This is a genomic window from Gloeocapsa sp. PCC 7428 (assembly GCF_000317555.1).
GTDB lineage: Bacteria > Cyanobacteriota > Cyanobacteriia > Cyanobacteriales > Chroococcidiopsidaceae > Chroogloeocystis.
Genome location: NC_019745.1, coordinates 593,939 through 612,595, shown reverse-complemented (window position 1 = coordinate 612,595; position 18,657 = coordinate 593,939). Strand labels below are relative to the sequence as shown.

The following is an 18,657-nucleotide window of genomic DNA, read 5'->3' as shown; positions in this document are numbered from 1 at the left end:
GTGGTTAAACAAACTCACCCTGCGCCACCATAATTACTTTACCACCGACAAAAACTTTTATTTCTGCCTCATTTTTCTCGGCTTTCAGTAATAGCAATGAAGGTCTTCCTATTTCATATCCTTGCTCAACGCGCACGTCGATTGAATCAGTATTAAAATAGGAATATTTGACTAAATACCCCGCTAGACAACCATTTGCACTGCCTGTTGCGGGATCTTCTGGAACACCAACAGCATCAGCAAACATCCTAACAGCTAAGTCATTCTCAGCTTTATTTGTTTCTGGGCAGAAAGTAAGAATTGCTTTTGCTTGTGTTTGTTCTACTAATTCAAAATATTTATCTCGATTAATTTTAATACGTTTTAGACTTGAGAGCTTTTTCAAAGGAACAATAATAAATGGTATTCCTGTAGATACCTCTTGAATAGGATAACTTGAATCTATTTCATCTAAGTCTAAATTCAAAATTGGGGCTATGGTTTCTGCTGTAAAAGTTTGATGAAATGTTGGTGGCTTTTGCTGCATCCACAATTCTTCTATACTTTCATCTAAATAATGAAGAGTTACAGGTATCTGTCCAACTTGTAAGTTTAAGATAATCTGCTCGACAGGAAGATTAATTTCTTTTTGTAGGATGTAAGCTGTGCCTAAAGTCGGATGTCCTGCAAAAGGCAATTCTTGTTCTGGCGTGAATATTCGTACAGCGTAACCTCCTTCTTGCAGTTCTAAAGAGGTAATAAAAGTGGTTTCCGAATAGTTCATTTCCTTAGCAATTTTCTGCATCTGCTGTGTTGAGAGGACACCTAATTCTATAAAAACTGCGAGTTGATTACCTGCATATTTTTCTTCAGCAAATACATCTACAATGTAAAATTTCATAGTTTTATCTCAACATTCAAAAATAATAAATTGACTTTGAGGTTTTTACGTGAATCTACTTAACAATGCTCGCTACGAGTAGAAAACGCAAGTAAAAATCAGTGAAACTCACCTAGAATTGCAAGCAAATAGTAGCTAAATTGAGTGCATATTTTGTAGATACAGGTAACGGTGTCAACTGTAATTAATAGTAAGGCTTAAAGTTTTGAAATAGTTGTGGAATAGAGAACATCATACATTTTTGGCGCAAGACGATAAAGAAACATGACAGTTATATACAATCCTTATTTAGTTATTGTCTCAGCATTTATTGCTGTACTTGCTTCTTACACTGCACTCGATTTGGCTGGTCGAGTAGCAACTTCTCAAGGCGCTGACCGCAAAGTGTGGTTAGTAGGAGGTGCGATCGCAATGGGAACAGGCATTTGGTCGATGCACTTTATTGGGATGCTTGCCTTCTCATTACATAGCTCAGCACAACAAATTCCTGTTGGTTACAATTTACCAATAACAATAATTTCCCTATTAGCAGCTATATTTGCTGCTGGCTTATCCCTATCACTCGTTAGCCGTCCTCGCGTTGGTTTACCAACTTTATTAACGAGTGCCATTTTGATGGGTGTTGGGATTGGGGCGATGCATTATCTAGGAATGGCAGCCATGCAAATGACCGCAGTCATTCGTTACGATCCGATTTTATTTTTGCTTTCAGTAGCGCTTGCGGTTGTTGTGTCGTTGGTCGCATTAAAACTGTCAATCAAATTTCGGCGTCAAACTCAGAATGTCAGCAAAAAGCCACAGTTGATTATTAGCGCACTCATTATGGGTGCGGGTATTCTCTCGCTGCACTATACTGGCATGGCAGCCGCAAGATTTACCGAAGATTACGAACGCTATGTCGAGAGTGCAACGATTAATAATAGCTCCCTAGCATTCTACGTCGCTTGCTTCACGTTTCTCATCTTAGGTGCAACCTTGGCTATTACCTCCGACAAGGCTGGTAGAGAATACGGTATGCGAGATTATTAGTTGAGCCTTAAAGATTTTAACTCGGACGTAAACAGCGAATCGCTTCTAAAAGACCCCTGGCTTTGTTCAGGGTTTCTTCGTATTCTTTATCAGGGTCAGAATCCGCAACTAAACCCGCCCCAGCTTGCACACTTACCGTTTGGTTGCGGACAATCATGGTGCGAATTGCGATCGCGCTATTGAGTTGTCCTTCAAAATCGTAATAACCATACGCACCCGAATAAGGTCCGCGACGGCATTTTTCCAATTCATAAATAATTTCCATCGCTCGAATTTTTGGCGCACCACTGACAGTCCCTGCGGGAAAGCAAGCTTTGAGTAAATTCCAAGCACTTTGTCCAGGCGCAAGTTCTCCTACGACATTGCTGACGATATGCATCACGTGCGAATATCGCTCAATTACCATCAATTCGTCAACTTTGACCGTACCGCTTCGGCAAACACGTCCGAGATCGTTGCGTCCCAAATCAACAAGCATCACGTGTTCTGCGACTTCTTTTGGGTCTTGTAATAAATCTTCTGCTAAAGCCGCATCTTCTTGCGGTGTTTTACCTCGCGGGCGCGTTCCGGCGATCGGTCGTACTGTTGCTATCAGGCGATTATTTTCATCGCGTTCCGCCTTGACCATCACTTCGGGACTCGAACCAATGATCTGCCAATCATGGAAGTGAAAATAAGCCATGTATGGCGAAGGATTGATTAAGCGTAAAGAACGATACAGCGAAAACGGATCGCCTGAGTACTTAGTAGACAGTCGCTGCGAGAGAACAACTTGGAAAATATCGCCAGCATGAATATATTCTTTTGCTTTTTGGACATTAGCACAAAAGGCGGCGCGCGACGTGTTGCTCGTATAGTCTAGCTTGGGAGTATTACTAATAGGCGGAGTCCATTCTAAAACAGTATCTTTAGACGACAAAGATAGCTGTAGCTTGCTAACCATTTGAGTCACGCGGTTTTCGGCCTTTTGATATGCTTGCTGCAAATCGCCTTGCGCCTCGCGTAGATCGGCATAAGCAACCGCCCAGATTTTGCGCTTAACTTGGTCAAAAATCAAGAGATGATCGACCTGCATCCACAATCCATCAGGTAAATCTGTATCACTGGCTTCATGAACTGGAACGCGCGGTTCGATCCAACGAATTAATTCATATCCCCAAAACCCAAACAAGCCACCAATTCCTGGAGGAAGTTGCGGCAACTTCACAGGATGATAAGGGGCTAAACATTCGGCTAAAACTGTAAACGGATCGCCCTCAAAGACAATTTCCGAACCATCTCGATGGCGTTGTGTTGTGCGATTTCCCCTAGCTTCTAAAATCCACAGCGGATCGCAGCCAACGAAGCTATAGCGCCCGATGTTCTCGCCACCTTCTACCGATTCCAACAAAAAGCTATACGGTTGATTCCAACAAACCTTGTACCAAGCAGAAACAGGCGTGTCTAAATCAGCGACCCATTCTTGGTACACTGGCACGAAATTGCCTTGCTGCGCTAAGGCTGAGAACTCGGAAAAATTAGGGAAAACCATAACAAACTATAAGTTGTCAGCCAAGACTTTAGCTGTCCATGAATATTAGAAGCATAAAAGCCAGAAGGCAGAGTGTCGCTTTTAATGACTCTAGCTTCTGGCTCTGACTCATAATTAAAAGGTGAGGTTTAGGGTTCTTGAATTTACCCCAAAGGAGTTTAATCAAGGAAGCCCTATCCTGAATTGGACAAAAATAGCTTACATCTCAATACCTTGCCGAGGAAGCGAGCCAGATTTTGTATCCTGAGAACCTTTTCCAGCTTCACTAGATTTTGGTCCTGGCGCGTTGTAAGTGGTCATTCCACTAAACTTCAATTTAGCTGGATCGGGATTCTTCCCAATATTACGGTCAACGTATCCAACTTTTTGACGACCTTCATTGACTTTTTCAGGGAAGACGCCATCACTTGGGTGGAGGTATTGAACTTCGCCATTGGGATAAACACGGTAAATTTTATAGTCCGTGATTCTGAATTTGGTGCGTAATTGTTGACCTCCTAACGCAATGCAGTACTCTTTACGCGCAAGTTCCAGCTTGTTGGGACCTTGCTGCATAATCGCAGTACCACCAGTGGGCATTTCAAATACTTGCTGTTTAGGGCTAGTCCAAGTAATGACGTACTTTTCTTCTCGAAATGCTTTTGTTAATAATCCGCCGGTGCTACCACCGAAAATTGGTGTTTGACCCGAAAGTTCTTCTGCCATAAGTTAACTTCCTTGAGGTTTTTAGGGCATCGTAGCACCGCGATCGCCCTTGTCTCACTACTATGTTAGGAACTGTTACAGTTGGAGCAGAGGGGAAATGATTTGTAGTTTTTATTGGGTGAAATGGTATAAGAGGGAAAAGTAGTATTTTCGGCTCTGCCAAACGCCCCACACTCCGACACTTTCACTAGCCACTCGTCACTAATGACATTTGCTCGTGACGATTTTCACTAATTGGAACTGTAAAGTGAAACTGGCTTCCTCGATCTTTTCCCGCAGATTCTGCCCAAATTTGACCGCCCCAGCTATTGACAATTTGACGACAAATTGCTAGTCCTAAACCTGTGCCACCTGCGGTACGGCGTAGCGCTCCTTCTTCTTGATAAAAGCGGTCAAAGACGACTTCTAAGCGGTTAGGTTCGATACCGCGACCTGTGTCAGCGACGATCACTTCGAGCATTTGGCTGCCATTACAGCGCGCTGCGATCGTAATTTGACCGTCGGCTGGTGTAAATTTACAAGCATTATCCAGGAGTTTGGAAATTACCTCAACGAGCCAATCGCCATCAACTCGCACTAACGGTAATTCTTGAGGAATTTGAATCACAATTTCTGGCAAATCTTCCGTGCTTGTCCGCGTACGCGTGCGGCTAATCGCTAAGCTGATGCACTCTTCTAGCGGTAAAGACTCAAGATGCCATTGGATACGACCACTTTCTAAGTTAGAGAGCGTCAAGAAGTCTTGAATTAACTTGCGCATCCGCTCTGAGTCTGCTAACGCAGTATTAAGCATAACTTGCTGTAGTTCGAGCGGCATATCAGGTTCACTTGCAAGGCTTTCTAAACATACTTGGATCGTTGAAAGCGGCGTGCGTAATTCGTGACCTGTGATCGCGATTAAATTGCTACGAGTACGGTCTAATGCCTCTAGCTGCTGATTGAGATCTTCTAAGTTAGCATAAGCTTCAGCTTGGATTAAGGTAGCACCGATTTGGGTTGCGATCGCTTCTACCAACGCCGTATCATCTTTTTGCCATTGATAAGTCGTCTCACCACAATGATGTAACTCAATTATTCCTAACAATTTGCCTTGATAGAATATCGGCACCACCAACCAAGAGCAAATTGCCCATTGCTCAACAAAAGCTGCTAAAACTTGAGAGGTGCCAATTCGTTGATCGCTGTGAGTATCAGCAACATAAACGCGCTCTTGCTGCCGTACAACTTCTTGAAATAAAGGATTTTGCCTTAAAGGTAGCGTTTTTCCAATGAGCGATGAGACTTCTGCGGAACTCACAAACTCATGGCTAATTGTCGCCGTAGCATCTGTTGATTGCGCGCGATAAATTAAGCAGCGACTCGCATAAACTGCTTTGCCTAACTGCTGTACGGCTACCTTCAAAATTTCTTGTGGATGCAGCGGCTGACCGCTATTGCTACCCCGACGAATCGCCGCAGTAATCGAGTTCACCAAACGTTCTTTGCGCTCTTGTAATGCGATCGAACCGTATGCTTTAAGTAACTTGTATTGACTCGCTTGCAGATACGTGACTAAGCGCTGCACAAAAGGATCTGAATCAACGCGCTGTGATGAGCGTTGTTGCTTCCCGACTACCTTGCGCGTCGATGTTGACGAAGATGCACGACTCGAAAAACGTAACAAACCAAAGTCGCGCTGCGCTTGGTTAATTTTAGTGCGTAATTCCGGTCGATACGTCAAAATCCGTTGTAGCAAAATATCGGCGGCAATATGACTCGCTTCGCGGTCTGATGTCCAAATTCCCTCAAATTGGCGCGCTGGGTCCATGTCAAAACTGACGGGTAATTCAGCTGAATATAGCTCCAGTGCTGGATTTTGTCGTTCGCGGCATACGAGACACGTTGTGTAGTGTTGTGAAATAACGACTAAATGCCATTCATGACGTAACGCATCTTGATAGGGATCAAAAGCTACTGTCTCATATTCTTCTGATGCGTTAGAAAAATCAGTTTCGGCTGCCGCTAAAACATAAACTTGATTGCTTTTTTGCGCGAGTCGGCGGTAACGATTTGCTTCCTGGCGATAAAAACTTTCCCGTTGGAAACTAGCGATGAGCAATGAGTTCTGCGTCATCGCAGCTAGTACTTGATCTTCCATCGCGTGCGACAGCGCCGTTAAAGAAGATTTGAAATAAATTTGAGTTCGCAGTTGAGGCAAGGCTTGCAGTAACTCGCTCACTACCGAAGTCTTAATACTCATGCGGTCTTTCTCTCTCACTGCACCTGAATCTCCCACCGCTCTCTTGTGCCATCATAGCTATCCGCCAACATATTTATTTTCCAATCTCTGTAAGTTTTTGTAGCGGAAGCGTAACCATTCTTGGCTTAAATTAAGAGTTCTCTATCAACTTATCCTACCGAGCTTAGTGCTTGCTGCGTTGCTTACAATCGTGATTTCTTTTGAGAAGTCAGCAAAAAATTTAACTTTCTTCCCTCACTCTGGTTGATCCATCGCCAGACTACTGTCAAAGTGGCATAACTCAAGTTACAATTCTGAAAATTTACATTGTTACTTAAAAAACTTGTACAGGCTGCATCCCTCTAGTGGTATATCTGCATAAAGAAGGTAGTGCTTTGTCAAGTACAAGCAAATTATACTGGCGTTAAGTTTAATGCCAGTTCAGTTAATGATCCTGTTATTGGTGCATACCTAGTAATGAAAATTGCCCAAGTTGCTCCTTTATGGGAGCGCGTTCCGCCCTTTCGCTATGGTGGTATCGAACTCATTGTCAGTTTATTGACTGATGAGTTGGTTCGCCGTGGTCATGAAGTAACTTTGTTTGCCTCTGGTGACTCGATTACAACGGCACATTTAATGTCAGTGCATGAGCAAGCTTTGCGGCTTGATCCAAGTATTCGAGAGCCAGGAATTTATGAACAACTGATGTTGTCTGACGTTTATAGCTCGGCGCATCACTTTGATATCATTCATTCACACGTAGGCTGTGCAGCGCTGCCGTATACTCATTTTGTCAAAACGCCGACTGTACACACAATGCACGGTATCTTTACGCCTGACAATGAAAAAATGTTTCGGCGATTTGCTTGGCAACCGTACATTAGTATCAGTGAGGCACAACGCGAACCTCGCTTAGGTTTAAACTACATTCACACGGTTTATAACGGCATTGATACCGCTGCTTATCCCTTTCAACCTACACCCACACAACCCGCATATCTTGCGTTTGTCGGCAGACTTTCGCCAGAAAAAGGACCACTGCAAGCGATTCAAATTGCGCGTGCCGCTGGTTTACCGTTAAAAATGGCGGGCAAGATTGATGCTGTTGACCGCGATTTTTATCAGGAAAAAATAGAATCAGAAATTGATGGCGAGCAGATTCAGTATTTAGGTGAGGTTTCCCACGAACAGAAAGTAGAATTGCTACGTGGAGCTACCGTAACGCTATTTCCGATCACCTGGCGCGAACCTTTTGGCTTGGTAATGATCGAGTCTATGGCAACAGGGACGCCAGTCATTGGTATGGGACTTGGTTCGGTACCTGAAGTGATCGCGCATGGAAAAACTGGCTTCGTCTGCCACTCTATGGAAAAAATGATTGAGGCGATTCCAGCGGCAATGAAACTCGATCGCCAAACTTGCCGCGATTATGTTGTCAACCACTTTAGCGTTCAGTCCATGACGGATGAGTACGAAAAAGCGTTTCAAATGGTATTGTCTTGACAATCGCAGCGCGCTAGCCAAAATGTAATTTATTAAAGTCAAAAGTCAATAATACTAACAATGACTTTTGACTCCGTGCTTACGGTCAAATAAATTTGACGCAATATCAGATGAAATTATGAAATATGTTTACAAGAGTTTATAAATATCTGTTACATTTTAGAAATTGAGTAAAGTTGAAAACTCAACAAATCCTCAATTACTTTAGCAATTGCTAGCATTAACTCTGCAAAAGCGAGACATAGTAATATGAACTAATATATTAAGTTTTTATTCTATTGTTCTCAAATATCAGGTTTAATACTTATCTTTGTCGGAAATCGTGTGAGGATTGCTCAACGCGGTTGTTTGGCAGGTCAGACACTGTGAAGGCAAGTAATAGCGCGAGAAGTATACATCATCATTGTGAAAGCGGAAATATTTGGCATGACACCAGATACGCTGATGACAACCGATAGACTCGATCTGGACGGAAGAATTTTTGTTCCAGCACACCAGTTACCTATTCCTGAGTGGCCTTGTGTATTAAGTGAACGACCGCAACCAACGCTTACAGTCAAAGATGACGATTTATTTCTAGTTACTGATACGCTCGGAAATATTTCTGGCTGTGTGGGTGTCGTTGATGAGCAAAAAGCTAGTATGGGGCTATTTTGCAACGATACTCGCTTTCTCAGTCGGTTAGAGATGCAAATCGAAGGGCGATCGCCTGTTCTTCTCAGCAGCACCGCTGATAAAGGCTTTTTGCTTTCCATCTTGTGTACTAATCCGACAATTGAAGACCGTCTAAACGCTGATGCACTAGGAATTCGCCGCGAAATTGCGCTGGGAGGCGCACTGTTTGAAGAAATCGAAATCACAAATTACAGTACCAGTTCGGTAAGCTTTGAACTGAGTCTCAGCTTTGACGCTGATTTTATTGATTTATTTGAAATTCGGGGGTTTCGGCGGGAAAAACGCGGTCAATTGCTACGTCTGGCGCTACCGGTTAGCGATCGCGACTTTGAAGCCTCGCGTGACGGTGCGGCTGCTTACCGTTTGAGTCAACAAGAAGAACTGACTTTAGCGTATCAAGGCTTAGATGGGCTGTTGATGGAATCGCGCATTCAGTTCCAGCATCTCAAGCCAAAGTTTTTCAAAGGTTACACTGCGGTTTGGCAGATGGAATTAGCTTCGCATCAAACGCAGAAGATCGGCTATCGGCTACAAATGCTTACCCATCACCAACCAGCTTCTACAGTCAGCGCGCCGACAACGCTAGTGCAGGCAAAAGCGGCTGAATTATTAGAAGAGCAAAATTGGCGACAACACATTACGCAAATTCGGTCGGACAAAGTTATTTTTAACCGTACCATCGAACGCGCAGAACAAGATCTATATCTCTTACGACAGTCAATCGGAAAAGATTTTGGTACGTGCAAAGTTGTTTCAGCTGGAGTTCCTTGGTTTTCGGCATTATTTGGGCGTGACTCGCTGATTACAGCGTCTCAAACATTGATGTTGAATCCAGCGATCGCCCGCGAAACACTCGTAATTCTCGCAGCTTACCAAGGTAAAATAGAAGACGAGTGGCGCGAAGAAGAACCAGGTAAGATTTTGCACGAGCTACGTATGGGCGAAATGGCACGCTGCCAAGAAGTTCCTCATACACCGTACTACGGCACAATCGATGCAACTCCTTTGTGGTTGATGCTCTACGCAGAATACTACGCTTGGACGCACGACAATGAAACGCTAGAGCAACTGTGGTCGAATGCGCTAGCCGCGATGGAGTGGATCGACCGCAATTGTCAAAAAACCGGATACCTCAGCTACTTCCGAACTTCCCGACGCGGTTTAGTTAACCAAGGCTGGAAAGATTCGGGTGACTGTATTGTAGACCGTCATGGACACTTAGCAACCGGACCAATTGCCCTTTGCGAAGTGCAAGCTTATGTTTATGCAGCAAAAGTCCGCTTGGCAGAAATTGCCCGCATGAAAAAGCGGATCGACTTAGCAGATCGCTGGCAAGAAGATGCAAATCGCTTGAAAGAGCGATTTAACCGTGACTTTTGGATGGTTGATCAAGATTTCTGTGCTTTAGCTTTAGACGGCGAAGGCAAGCAAGTTGACAGTATTACATCTAATCCTGGTCATTGTCTGCACCTGGGAATTCTCACCCCTGAAAAAGCGTATAGCGTAGCCGAACGCTTACGCGCACCGGATATGTTTAATGGATGGGGCATTCGCACTTTGAGCAGTTTGTCGCCAGCCTATAATCCGATGGGGTATCACATCGGTTCAGTTTGGCCGCATGATAATTCGATGATTGCGATGGGCGTGCGATCGCTCGGATTAATCGATCAAGCGCTCGAACTTTCTCAAAGTATTCTTGAGATGACCCAACGTCAACCGTATCAACGTCCACCTGAACTGTTTTGCGGCTACGAACGCACAAACGATAACGATCCCGTACAGTATCCAGTCGCGTGTTCGCCGCAGGCTTGGGCAACAGGTAGTATTTTTCAGTTACTACAAATGATGGTCAACCTTGTTCCTGATGCTAAAAACAATTGCTTACGGATCATTGACCCTGCTTTACCCGAATCGATTAATACTTTATCAATACACAATTTGCGCGTTGGTCCTACTTTACTCGATTTAGAATTTGAGCGATCGGGCAATACAACTGCGTGTCGCGTCGCTAAGAAACGCGGTAATTTGCGAGTTGTGATTGAAGCTTAAGTAACCTGAGTACGGGATAAGGAAAGGGACAGGTAGTAAGCTGAAAATAACGACAAATCGAGCAACCTGCCCTATGATTAGTTTAGATGTTTTGTTTTGCCACGTAGATGATTTTTGTCAAGCATTTGAAGCTCAATGGCATAAACAGCAATTAAAACACGGAGGGATAAAGCGTATTCGTGCAACTCGTTTATGTTTGAGTGAAATCATCACGATTGTGATTGCGTTCCATCAACTAATACCGGCGAGGAAACCTCGCCGCCCGTTGATATATCAAAATCACTCGCGAAATTTCAAGCATTTTTAGTTGAATCAGGTCAAACAGCAATGGAGTTGCGCATTTCCTGGGTTACCGAGTGAGCAACGATTTGTTGAATGGATAGCATCAACCTTGATACCGTAGTGCGCGCCACTTGCTACAAGTCGGCAAAGCCGCCCAACGCAGTGGCTTGTCTATCTGAAGCATTGTTTTGGCACTTGTACGGGTATCAGTTTTATCGATTCCACAAGCTTAAAAGTTTGCCAGAATCGTCGGATTTCTAATCATCAGGTGTTTAAAGGTTTAGCCGCCCGTGGCAAAACTTCTGTAGATTGGTTTTTTGGTTTCAAACTTCATCTGGTCGTCAGCTAATGTTGCGGCGGTGTCCTTTGCAACCGCTGCCATGTCAATGCGTTTGGGCAACTCTTAAATGTGACTGTGAGTGCAGGTAATATTGATGACCGTCAACCCGTGCCTGATTTACGAGCGTGGTCTATTTGGCAAAATCTTTGCTGATAGAGGTGATGTCTCTCAAAAACTGACTTCTCGACTGTTTGAGGACACTGCGGTGGCGGGGAGACCGCGCTTAAAGCAAGTGTCCGGTAAAGATTTTGGGATTGAATTTTTTGCTAAACCTCGTCGCAACATGAACAATCAGCTTATGCGTCTTCATGACAAGCTTTTGTCGCGTCAACGCTGCCTTATTGAAACCATTAACGACCAACTCAAGAATATTTCTCACAATTGTTCATTCAAGGCATCGAAGCCCCGTTAATTTTTGCGTTAACGTTCTTTGCGGCTTAATCGCTTATTGTCATCAACCTCAGAAACCTAGCCTTCAACTTGAATGGCTTTTACCTTCATATGTTTAACCCGAACTCAGGTTTTTTAGCGTTAGTGATTGAGTTAATTACAGGACGCGGGTTACTACATTTTGTCGGAATTCTATAAGACTTTGTGTTGTATTACCAACATTCTCGATAATCTGCGATAAATTGCTGCATCCGAATCGGTTTACGATGTAAAATCTGCTCGACATCTTTAGTAACTGTTGCTGCAAGTCCTAACCGCGCTGTTGTGTAGATGGCAATCATGACAGCAATAAACGGAAGGGTTAAACCTCGTTGAGACATTCTGATAAAAAATTGGAGAATAGACGGGTTAGTATAAACGACTGGCTTGCCAAGGATCTGCGTAAAAAGATCCGCGACTTGATAGTAGTCTAGTGCCTCATCTCCAGTTAGTGCATACGCTTGGTTTTCGTGCCCAGATTCAGTTAATGCTTTTACCGCGACAGCGGCGATATCGCGCACATCAATAAAGCTTGTCTTACCTTTACCTGCGGGAATGAAGATCTCGTGATGCTTGATGTCCTCTTGGTGCGTTGTGCTGAGGTTTTGCATAAAGAAACTAGCACGCAAAAATGTGTAGGATATGCCGACTGATTTGATATATGACTCAATCTTTGCGTGAGGAATAATCGGGTTATTCTCTGCGCCTAGCAAAGATAAAAAGACGATATGTTGTACACCGGCTGCTACCGCTGCATCAATTACAGGATGAATATAGCGTTTGACTTGGGCGATCGCTGGAGGGCGTACCAGAAAAAGTTTGCTGACACCTTGTAATGCAGCACTAAATGTGTTGTACTGCTGAAAGTCAAAAACGACGTACTCGACTTGAGGAGTTAACGCATCATCGATATTTTTTAAGTTCCGTACCGCAGCTTTAATGTGATACCCTTCATCATAGAGTAAGCGCACAACTTCACGACCGACATTACCCGTTGCGCCTGTGACTAAAATTTGACGATTCATTGTTGTTTGTACCAGCGGTGTAGATTTCTCATACTACGCACTGCTATCAATAACAATATAAGAGCCACCAAGCCTCCAACTTGAGGTGCATTCACTGCTAAGAAGATGAGGAGAATACACAAAGCATCTTGCACAAAAGCAACCCAAAAAGGAAAACCGCGTAGGCGATAAAACCAACCAGCTTGTACAAGTTGTAGAACAAAGGCAAATAACGCGCCAACAACACCAAGTAACCAACTGGGAAGCGTCGTGCCAACTGTTACACTCATACTTAAGATTGCACCAGCAATCGGACTCAATACGAGTTGAACTAATTGTAAAAACCGCTGACTTAACCGTTGTTTGCTACCGACTAGTTCCAATAAGGAACCACTAATCAATAGACTCGCGATCGCAACGGAAGGAACATAAGCGAGTAGTGGTAAGCCTAAGGAAAAATCATCATGCAAGATACCCACAATAAATAAGGGTACGGCAATACGCATACTAGCTGCCGCCGCCGCAGATAGTGCGGCTAAAAGTTCAAGCATGAGGATAAACGCAAGTGGTAATTGGTAACTGGTAATTGGTTATTAAATAGCGATGTAGCTGTTAGCGATTAGCGTCTATGTAGCTAAATACCAAGTGCTAAAGGCTTTTCTATTACCTATGACCTATAATCATGCCCGCTGGCTTAAATATCAAGCCGTTGATAAATTTGCTCTAGGTGTTTCAAATGTTGCTGAGGATCGAAGCATTTTTCGATTTCTTCTGGAGATAGCAACTGAGTTACCCGCGCATCATTGACAATTAAGTTATGAAAGTCGCCTTGCGGTTGATTCCAGGCTTGATGCGCGCACGATTGAACAACAGCATAAGCCTCTTCGCGACTCATACCCTTGTCTACAAGTGCGAGTAGAACTTTCTGACTAAAAATGACTCCGCCATAGCAATTCATATTCCGTTCCATGTTTTGCGGATAGACGAGGAGGTTTTGCACTAAGTCCGTAATTTCCTTCAGCATAAAATGCGTCAAAATGCAAGCATCTGGTAAAATCACTCGTTCTACTGAGCTATGTGAAATATCGCGTTCGTGCCATAGTGCGACATTTTCTATTGCTGCGACAGCATGAGAGCGAATTATCCTTGCCATTCCGGTTAAACGTTCAGAACGAATTGGATTGCGCTTGTGTGGCATTGCTGATGAGCCTTTTTGCCCTTTAGCGAAGAATTCTTCAACTTCTAAAACGTCTGTGCGCTGGAGGTTGCGAATTTCTACGGCGAAGCGTTCGATTGACGCGGCTAGTAGGGCTAATTGTTGAACGTAATCAGCGTGAATATCGCGAGAAATCACTTGTGTTGATGCGGTGTCGGGTTTTAAGCCGAGTTTTTCACAGGCGATCGCTTCTACTTGCGGGTCAATATTAGCGTATGTGCCGACAGCACCCGAAATTTTTCCTACCGCAATATCTTGGCGTAACCGCATCAGGCGTTGTTGATGGCGGATAACTTCTGCAAGCCAGCCTGCGAGTTTAAACCCGAAAGTAATTGGTTCGGCATGAATGCCGTGCGATCGCCCTACCATAACGGTATAACGATGTTTTTGCGCTTGGGTACGAATCGCGCCGATTAAATCTTGCACGCGCTGCAAAATCACGTCAAGACTCGCCACAAGTTGAAGTGCTAAAGCCGTATCTAAGACATCCGAACTTGTTAAGCCTAGATGAATATAGCGTCCTGCATCACCTACATACTCGTTGACATTTGTCAAGAAAGCAATCACATCGTGGCGGACTTCCGCTTCAATTTCTAAAACGCGCTGCGGGTCAAAATTTGCCTTGGCTTTAATTTCTGCTACTGCATCGGTTGGGATATAACCAAGTTCCGCTTGTGCTTCACAAACAGCAATTTCTACCTGTAACCAAGTCTCTAACTTATATGTTTCCGTCCACAATTTGCCCATTTCGGGCAGAGTATAACGCTCGATCACGTGTCCGCCACAATAAATACAACCGTCATATTTTACCGTTTAAATCGCAAACCTTGTCGGCTAATGTCGTGTCTAATACTGAGGTGCGATCGCCTTTGATATGTCTAATACCATGTCACTTTGAATTTACTACAAATAGGCAGCAGAGGGGCAGAGGAGAAATGATTTGTAGTTTTTATTTGGTGAAATGGTATAACTAAACAAATGAGTCAAGAGGTTTAAACAAGCTCAGCGAAAGCTTTTAAAAAAGCAATTAGCTGTTAGCTATCCGCTATAAGTATAGAAAAAAGCCTCCGGTGAAGGAGGCGGTGTTTTCGCAGTTAAACTTTTAAAGGGTTAGCAATTTAGCCAATCAAACCTCGAATTCCAACAACAGCGATCGCACCAGCGATTGCAGAAGCAGCTAACGAAGTCGCAGCGGCGCTAAACAACCACCAAGCAGCACTTGCAGCAGCTTTCTTGGTGGCTTCGGCTTGCTTTTGGGCTTGCTCTTTCACCAAGACTAAACGACGTTGAACTTCTTCTTGAACCGCTTGCGCTCTTTGAATCACACTATTGCGGGCTTCTTCAACTTGAGCGATAATGCGATTTGCATCCGCTTCTGAGATATCCTCGCGGGAACTCAAAACGGAAACTAATGTTTCGCGGTCAAATTGACTCAAGCGATTTTGTAGTGCTTCAAATCCTGCTTGAGGATCGTCAAACACTTTTTGGAAGTCGGCTTTGATACCTTCGTAATTGAGTTCAGGGCGTTCTAGCGAATTGAGATAATCCCGAATTTTACCAAAAGCCCCATCAATCGTAGATTGCACCGTTTGTTGAACTTTTTGCACTTGCTCAACAAGTTGATTTCGGACAGACTCTACTTGATCTACAATTCGGTTTGCTTCTTCTTCGGAAATGTCTTCGCGTTGAGCCAACAAAGCAACGAGTGTTTCTCGGTCAAATTGCTGTAAGCGATCGCCAATATTGCCTAAACCTGCACGCGGATCGTTGAGCAATACTTGTAAATCGCGTTTGATTCCTTCAGGATTAAGTTCTTCTTTGTTAGTATTTTTGAGGTAGCTTTCTAAACTCGCCCCAAAATCTTGCGCTTGCTTTTGCGCGCGGGTTGCCAAACGACGCGGTGCTTTGACAATATTACTGATACTTGCTTGCACCTGGTCAATTGCTTGATTAACTTGTTCTTCGCTCAAGTCTTCGCGTTGACTGAGTAATTTAACCAACGTTTCCCGATCGACTTGTGCTAGGCGATCGCGTAACGCTAAAGCGCCTTCTCTTGGATCGTCAAGTAATTTTGTCAAATCACGCTGGATACCTTCAGGGTCAAGTTCCTCTAAATTGGTATTGCGTAAGTATTCAGCAAGTTTTGCGGTTGTTTGCTCGTACTGTTCTTTTGCTTTATCTGCTGCTTTTTGCGGTGCTTGCAGAATGCTCTTGCGTGCTGACTCGATTTGATCGATAGTTTGATTGATTTGTTCTTCGCTCAAGTCGCCGCGTTGCGACAGCAATTGTACAAGTGTATCGCGGTCAAACTGTGACAACCTCGATCTTAAAGCACTGAATCCTGCTTGTGGATCTTCTACAAGTTTTTGGAAATCGCGTTTGATGCCATCAGGATTTAATTCTTCCTTGTTGGTATTGCGCAGATAATCTTCAACTTTTTGCCGTACTTCGTCAGCTTTAGCTTGCGCTTGTTCTTGGGCTTCTTTCGCCCGATTGAGAACCGAGTCACGGGTGCTTTCGAGTTGACCGACAAGATTATTTGCTTCTTCCTCGCTGATATCGTCGCGTTGTTTGAGCAGTTGAACTAAGGTGTCGCGGTCAAATTGTGATAAGCGATCGCTTAAAGCCTCAAAGCCTGCTTCGGGATCTTCCAACAGTGTCTTAAACTCTTGTTCGATTGCTTCTGGGTTGAGTTCTTCTTTACCTGTAGAACGTAAGTAATTTTCTACGCGCGATCGCAGATCTTGTGATTGTTCTTGTGACTCGGTTTGTTGGACTGTACTGAGTACTTCTTGACGAATACTTTCTAGCTGCTCAGCAATATCATTAATTTGAGATTCGAGCAAATCTCCGCGTTGTTGCAGCTTTTGTACAACATAATCGCGGTCAATTTGTTCTAATTCACGGCGGACTTTTCCTGGTGCAGCTTCTGGATCGTAAATAACATCTTTGAATTCTTGTTTAATTGTTTCGCGGTTTAGATGCCAAGCATAAGAATTCAATAGGTAGTTGTCTAAATCATTACGAATTGCACTAAATGCTGCTTGCGGTTTCTCTGCAACTTGAGTACCAACTTCTTTGGCTTTCTCGGTTGCTTTCTCGGTTGTTTGACCAATAACTTTTTGTAATTGCGCTGAAATTTTTTCGATATCTAAATCTGAAAGATCGGTGCGCGTTAGCAGTGCGCCGACTAAGGCTTCTACACCAAGCTGCATGGTTCTACCCATGACACCGCTTTGTTCTTTTTGCGGTTGCTCAGATTTCTGGTCTGAACCGACAAGTTGTTGTAGCGTATTCCCTAGGTCGCTCGAACGTAGTTGTTCTGCTGTCGCGTTTTGCAAGAATTTGAGCAGTTGAGCTTGAGGATTAGCCCCTTGCTGACCTACAGTATTTTTCCAAACACCTTCTAGTTGATCGGCGATCGCATTAATGTCTTGTTTTGACAAGTCTGTGCGACTGCTTACTAAATCTACAAAAGTTTGACGGTCAATATTTTGAAGTAAATCGCTGTCAACGATTGATTGTAAATCTGAATCTTGAAGGATCTTTTGAAACTGATTGCCAATTTCTTTGACATCCAACTGCGGTAACTGCAAATTAGCCAAAGAACTTTGCAATGTGTTTTGAATCGCACTAGGGTCAAATCCCGAAGTTAATTCTCGGCGGACTGCGGCTGTAATTTCTTCTGCGGTCGATACTGCTTGATTTCTAGCAGCATTAGCACCAATAGCAGTTGCTGCGGTTCCCATAATTCCTTGCAAACCGGAAGTCGCTGTACTCACGACTGAACCGATCAAAGAACCAACTGCTGTAGAACCAAGCCAAACGAGTAGTGAAAAGAATGTTGCCCAGATCACTACGCCAATAATTGCGCCGAGTGCAGAACTTTCAACTAGGCTCAACTTAACTGCAAGGAAACAGGCAACAAATAGCGCAACAGTGACTGTAACTAAAGTCCAAAGTCCTACTGCACCTCCTATTTTACGCATCCCGCCTGAGTCTGATTCGTCTGAGTCTGTACCTCCTCCCAAAGAAGAAATTCCAAACGCTACAGAAAAGTTTGTGAGTAGCAGTTGAAATGCAAATGCCATAACGACACCTGCTACTAATGCAACTAAAAATTGCGGGCCAGAAAACATAACAGACGCTTCTTCTGGAGTTAGGATTTCCTCTGTTACTATAGGTATTTGTGCTAACCCGAATTGAGCTATTTCCCTTCCAATTGCGATCGCTGCACCTTGAAGCATAATATTTACCTCATCAAAAGTTCGACGCACCCAATCATTTAGATATTGCGTCTTTAGCATAGTATTAGTATGCAGATTTATAGATTGCCAAAGTTGCGTAGTGAAATCATCTCTCTGAAGTTTGACAATATAAAATTTATGTCTACAAACTTAGATAGAATTACAGAGCGCGAGGTTTATTAGTAAATCATTTAACTTAAGATATTTTGTCAAAAAAACTTGGAGCTTTGACGAAAAAAACATCTTAGTATTAGTAAGTGAAACTTGTAAGAAAACTAACTATTAAGTGCCTGTTTATTATTTTAATTATTTAGAAAGTTCTGTTATCTAAGTAAGTGGGTGAAAATAAACGTACTTGAATTGGTCATTGGTAACTGGTAATTCAATAGCTATTAGCCGTTTTCTGCTTGCCAAACGCTAATTGCTATGCCCTAAAAGCTTTTCGTCGATTACCGATTACCGACCTCAACAAGTGTAATACTTAATTATGTCCACCTACTTAATTAATAATATGACTGCAATTTTAAATTTTAATTAACTCTAAGTAAA

General features: G+C 43.4%; 10 protein-coding genes and 2 pseudogenes. 4 read left to right on the top strand and 8 right to left on the bottom strand.

The features are described 5' to 3' along the window. Positions 1-4: 4 nt before the first annotated feature. The gene (locus tag GLO7428_RS02685; RefSeq protein WP_015187017.1) at positions 5-880 is read right to left on the bottom strand and encodes a PhzF family phenazine biosynthesis protein; all 876 of its coding nucleotides are present in this window, start codon (positions 878-880) and stop codon (positions 5-7) included. 264 nt (positions 881-1,144) lie between these two features. Here GLO7428_RS02685 and GLO7428_RS02680 point away from each other — a divergent pair, with 264 nt between their 5' ends. Continuing rightward, positions 1,145-1,909 (top strand): MHYT domain-containing protein, encoded by a 765-nt coding sequence (locus tag GLO7428_RS02680; protein WP_015187016.1) that lies wholly within the window; start codon positions 1,145-1,147, stop codon positions 1,907-1,909. A gap of 16 nt (positions 1,910-1,925) precedes the next feature. On the opposite strand, the gene trpE is transcribed toward GLO7428_RS02680, so the two are convergent. The 3 genes and pseudogenes from trpE to GLO7428_RS02665 all read right to left on the bottom strand — a co-directional run bounded on the left by trpE (position 1,926) and on the right by GLO7428_RS02665 (position 6,384). Then, a complete protein-coding gene (gene trpE / locus GLO7428_RS02675) occupies positions 1,926-3,440 on the bottom strand; it encodes an anthranilate synthase component I (RefSeq protein WP_015187015.1) in 1,515 nt (504 codons plus the stop codon). A gap of 282 nt (positions 3,441-3,722) precedes the next feature. Next, positions 3,723-4,145 (bottom strand): annotated as a pseudogene (locus GLO7428_RS02670) (photosystem I reaction center subunit II PsaD); the annotation flags it as partial. 187 nt (positions 4,146-4,332) lie between these two features. After that, positions 4,333-6,384, bottom strand: coding sequence for a DICT sensory domain-containing protein (locus GLO7428_RS02665; RefSeq protein ID WP_041918488.1), 2,052 nt, complete (start codon positions 6,382-6,384; stop codon positions 4,333-4,335). Positions 6,385-6,840: 456 nt separating this feature from the next. Here GLO7428_RS02665 and GLO7428_RS02660 point away from each other — a divergent pair, with 456 nt between their 5' ends. The 3 genes and pseudogenes from GLO7428_RS02660 to GLO7428_RS29640 all read left to right on the top strand — a co-directional run bounded on the left by GLO7428_RS02660 (position 6,841) and on the right by GLO7428_RS29640 (position 11,721). Continuing rightward, positions 6,841-7,866: a glycosyltransferase family 4 protein gene (locus tag GLO7428_RS02660; RefSeq protein ID WP_041918841.1), complete on the top strand. Its 1,026-nt coding sequence runs from the start codon at positions 6,841-6,843 to the stop codon at positions 7,864-7,866. A 426-nt stretch (positions 7,867-8,292) separates the two neighbouring features. Next, the gene (locus tag GLO7428_RS02655; protein ID WP_015187011.1) at positions 8,293-10,590 is read left to right on the top strand and encodes an amylo-alpha-1,6-glucosidase; all 2,298 of its coding nucleotides are present in this window, start codon (positions 8,293-8,295) and stop codon (positions 10,588-10,590) included. 73 nt (positions 10,591-10,663) lie between these two features. Continuing rightward, positions 10,664-11,721, top strand: a pseudogene (locus GLO7428_RS29640) (transposase). Between the two features lie 93 nt (positions 11,722-11,814). Here GLO7428_RS29640 and GLO7428_RS02645 read toward each other — a convergent pair. From GLO7428_RS02645 to GLO7428_RS02630, 4 genes are all read right to left on the bottom strand, one after another. After that, on the bottom strand, positions 11,815-12,666 hold the full coding sequence (locus GLO7428_RS02645; RefSeq protein WP_015187010.1) for an SDR family oxidoreductase: 852 nt from the start codon (positions 12,664-12,666) through the stop codon (positions 11,815-11,817). After that, positions 12,663-13,196, bottom strand: coding sequence for a DUF4126 domain-containing protein (locus GLO7428_RS02640; RefSeq protein WP_015187009.1), 534 nt, complete (start codon positions 13,194-13,196; stop codon positions 12,663-12,665). The genes GLO7428_RS02645 and GLO7428_RS02640 overlap by 4 nt, the downstream gene beginning before the upstream one ends. Positions 13,197-13,339: 143 nt before the next feature. Continuing rightward, positions 13,340-14,635, bottom strand: coding sequence for an adenylosuccinate lyase (gene purB, locus GLO7428_RS02635; protein ID WP_015187008.1), 1,296 nt, complete (start codon positions 14,633-14,635; stop codon positions 13,340-13,342). Positions 14,636-14,979: 344 nt separating this feature from the next. Beyond that, a complete protein-coding gene (locus GLO7428_RS02630; RefSeq protein ID WP_231295539.1) occupies positions 14,980-18,168 on the bottom strand; it encodes an MFS transporter in 3,189 nt (1,062 codons plus the stop codon). Positions 18,169-18,657 lie beyond the last annotated feature (489 nt).

What these genes read in the sequence shown, in the direction of transcription:
- GLO7428_RS02685 (WP_015187017.1), bottom strand. Translation starts at nt 880, where the DNA reads ATGAAATTTTACATTGTAGATGTATTTGCTGAAGAAAAATATGCAGGT.
- GLO7428_RS02680 (WP_015187016.1), top strand. Translation starts at nt 1,145, where the DNA reads ATGACAGTTATATACAATCCTTATTTAGTTATTGTCTCAGCATTTATT.
- trpE (WP_015187015.1), bottom strand. Translation starts at nt 3,440, where the DNA reads ATGGTTTTCCCTAATTTTTCCGAGTTCTCAGCCTTAGCGCAGCAAGGC.
- GLO7428_RS02665 (WP_041918488.1), bottom strand. Translation starts at nt 6,384, where the DNA reads ATGAGTATTAAGACTTCGGTAGTGAGCGAGTTACTGCAAGCCTTGCCT.
- GLO7428_RS02660 (WP_041918841.1), top strand. Translation starts at nt 6,841, where the DNA reads ATGAAAATTGCCCAAGTTGCTCCTTTATGGGAGCGCGTTCCGCCCTTT.
- GLO7428_RS02655 (WP_015187011.1), top strand. Translation starts at nt 8,293, where the DNA reads ATGACACCAGATACGCTGATGACAACCGATAGACTCGATCTGGACGGA.
- GLO7428_RS02645 (WP_015187010.1), bottom strand. Translation starts at nt 12,666, where the DNA reads ATGAATCGTCAAATTTTAGTCACAGGCGCAACGGGTAATGTCGGTCGT.
- GLO7428_RS02640 (WP_015187009.1), bottom strand. Translation starts at nt 13,196, where the DNA reads ATGCTTGAACTTTTAGCCGCACTATCTGCGGCGGCGGCAGCTAGTATG.
- GLO7428_RS02630 (WP_231295539.1), bottom strand. Translation starts at nt 18,168, where the DNA reads ATGCTAAAGACGCAATATCTAAATGATTGGGTGCGTCGAACTTTTGAT.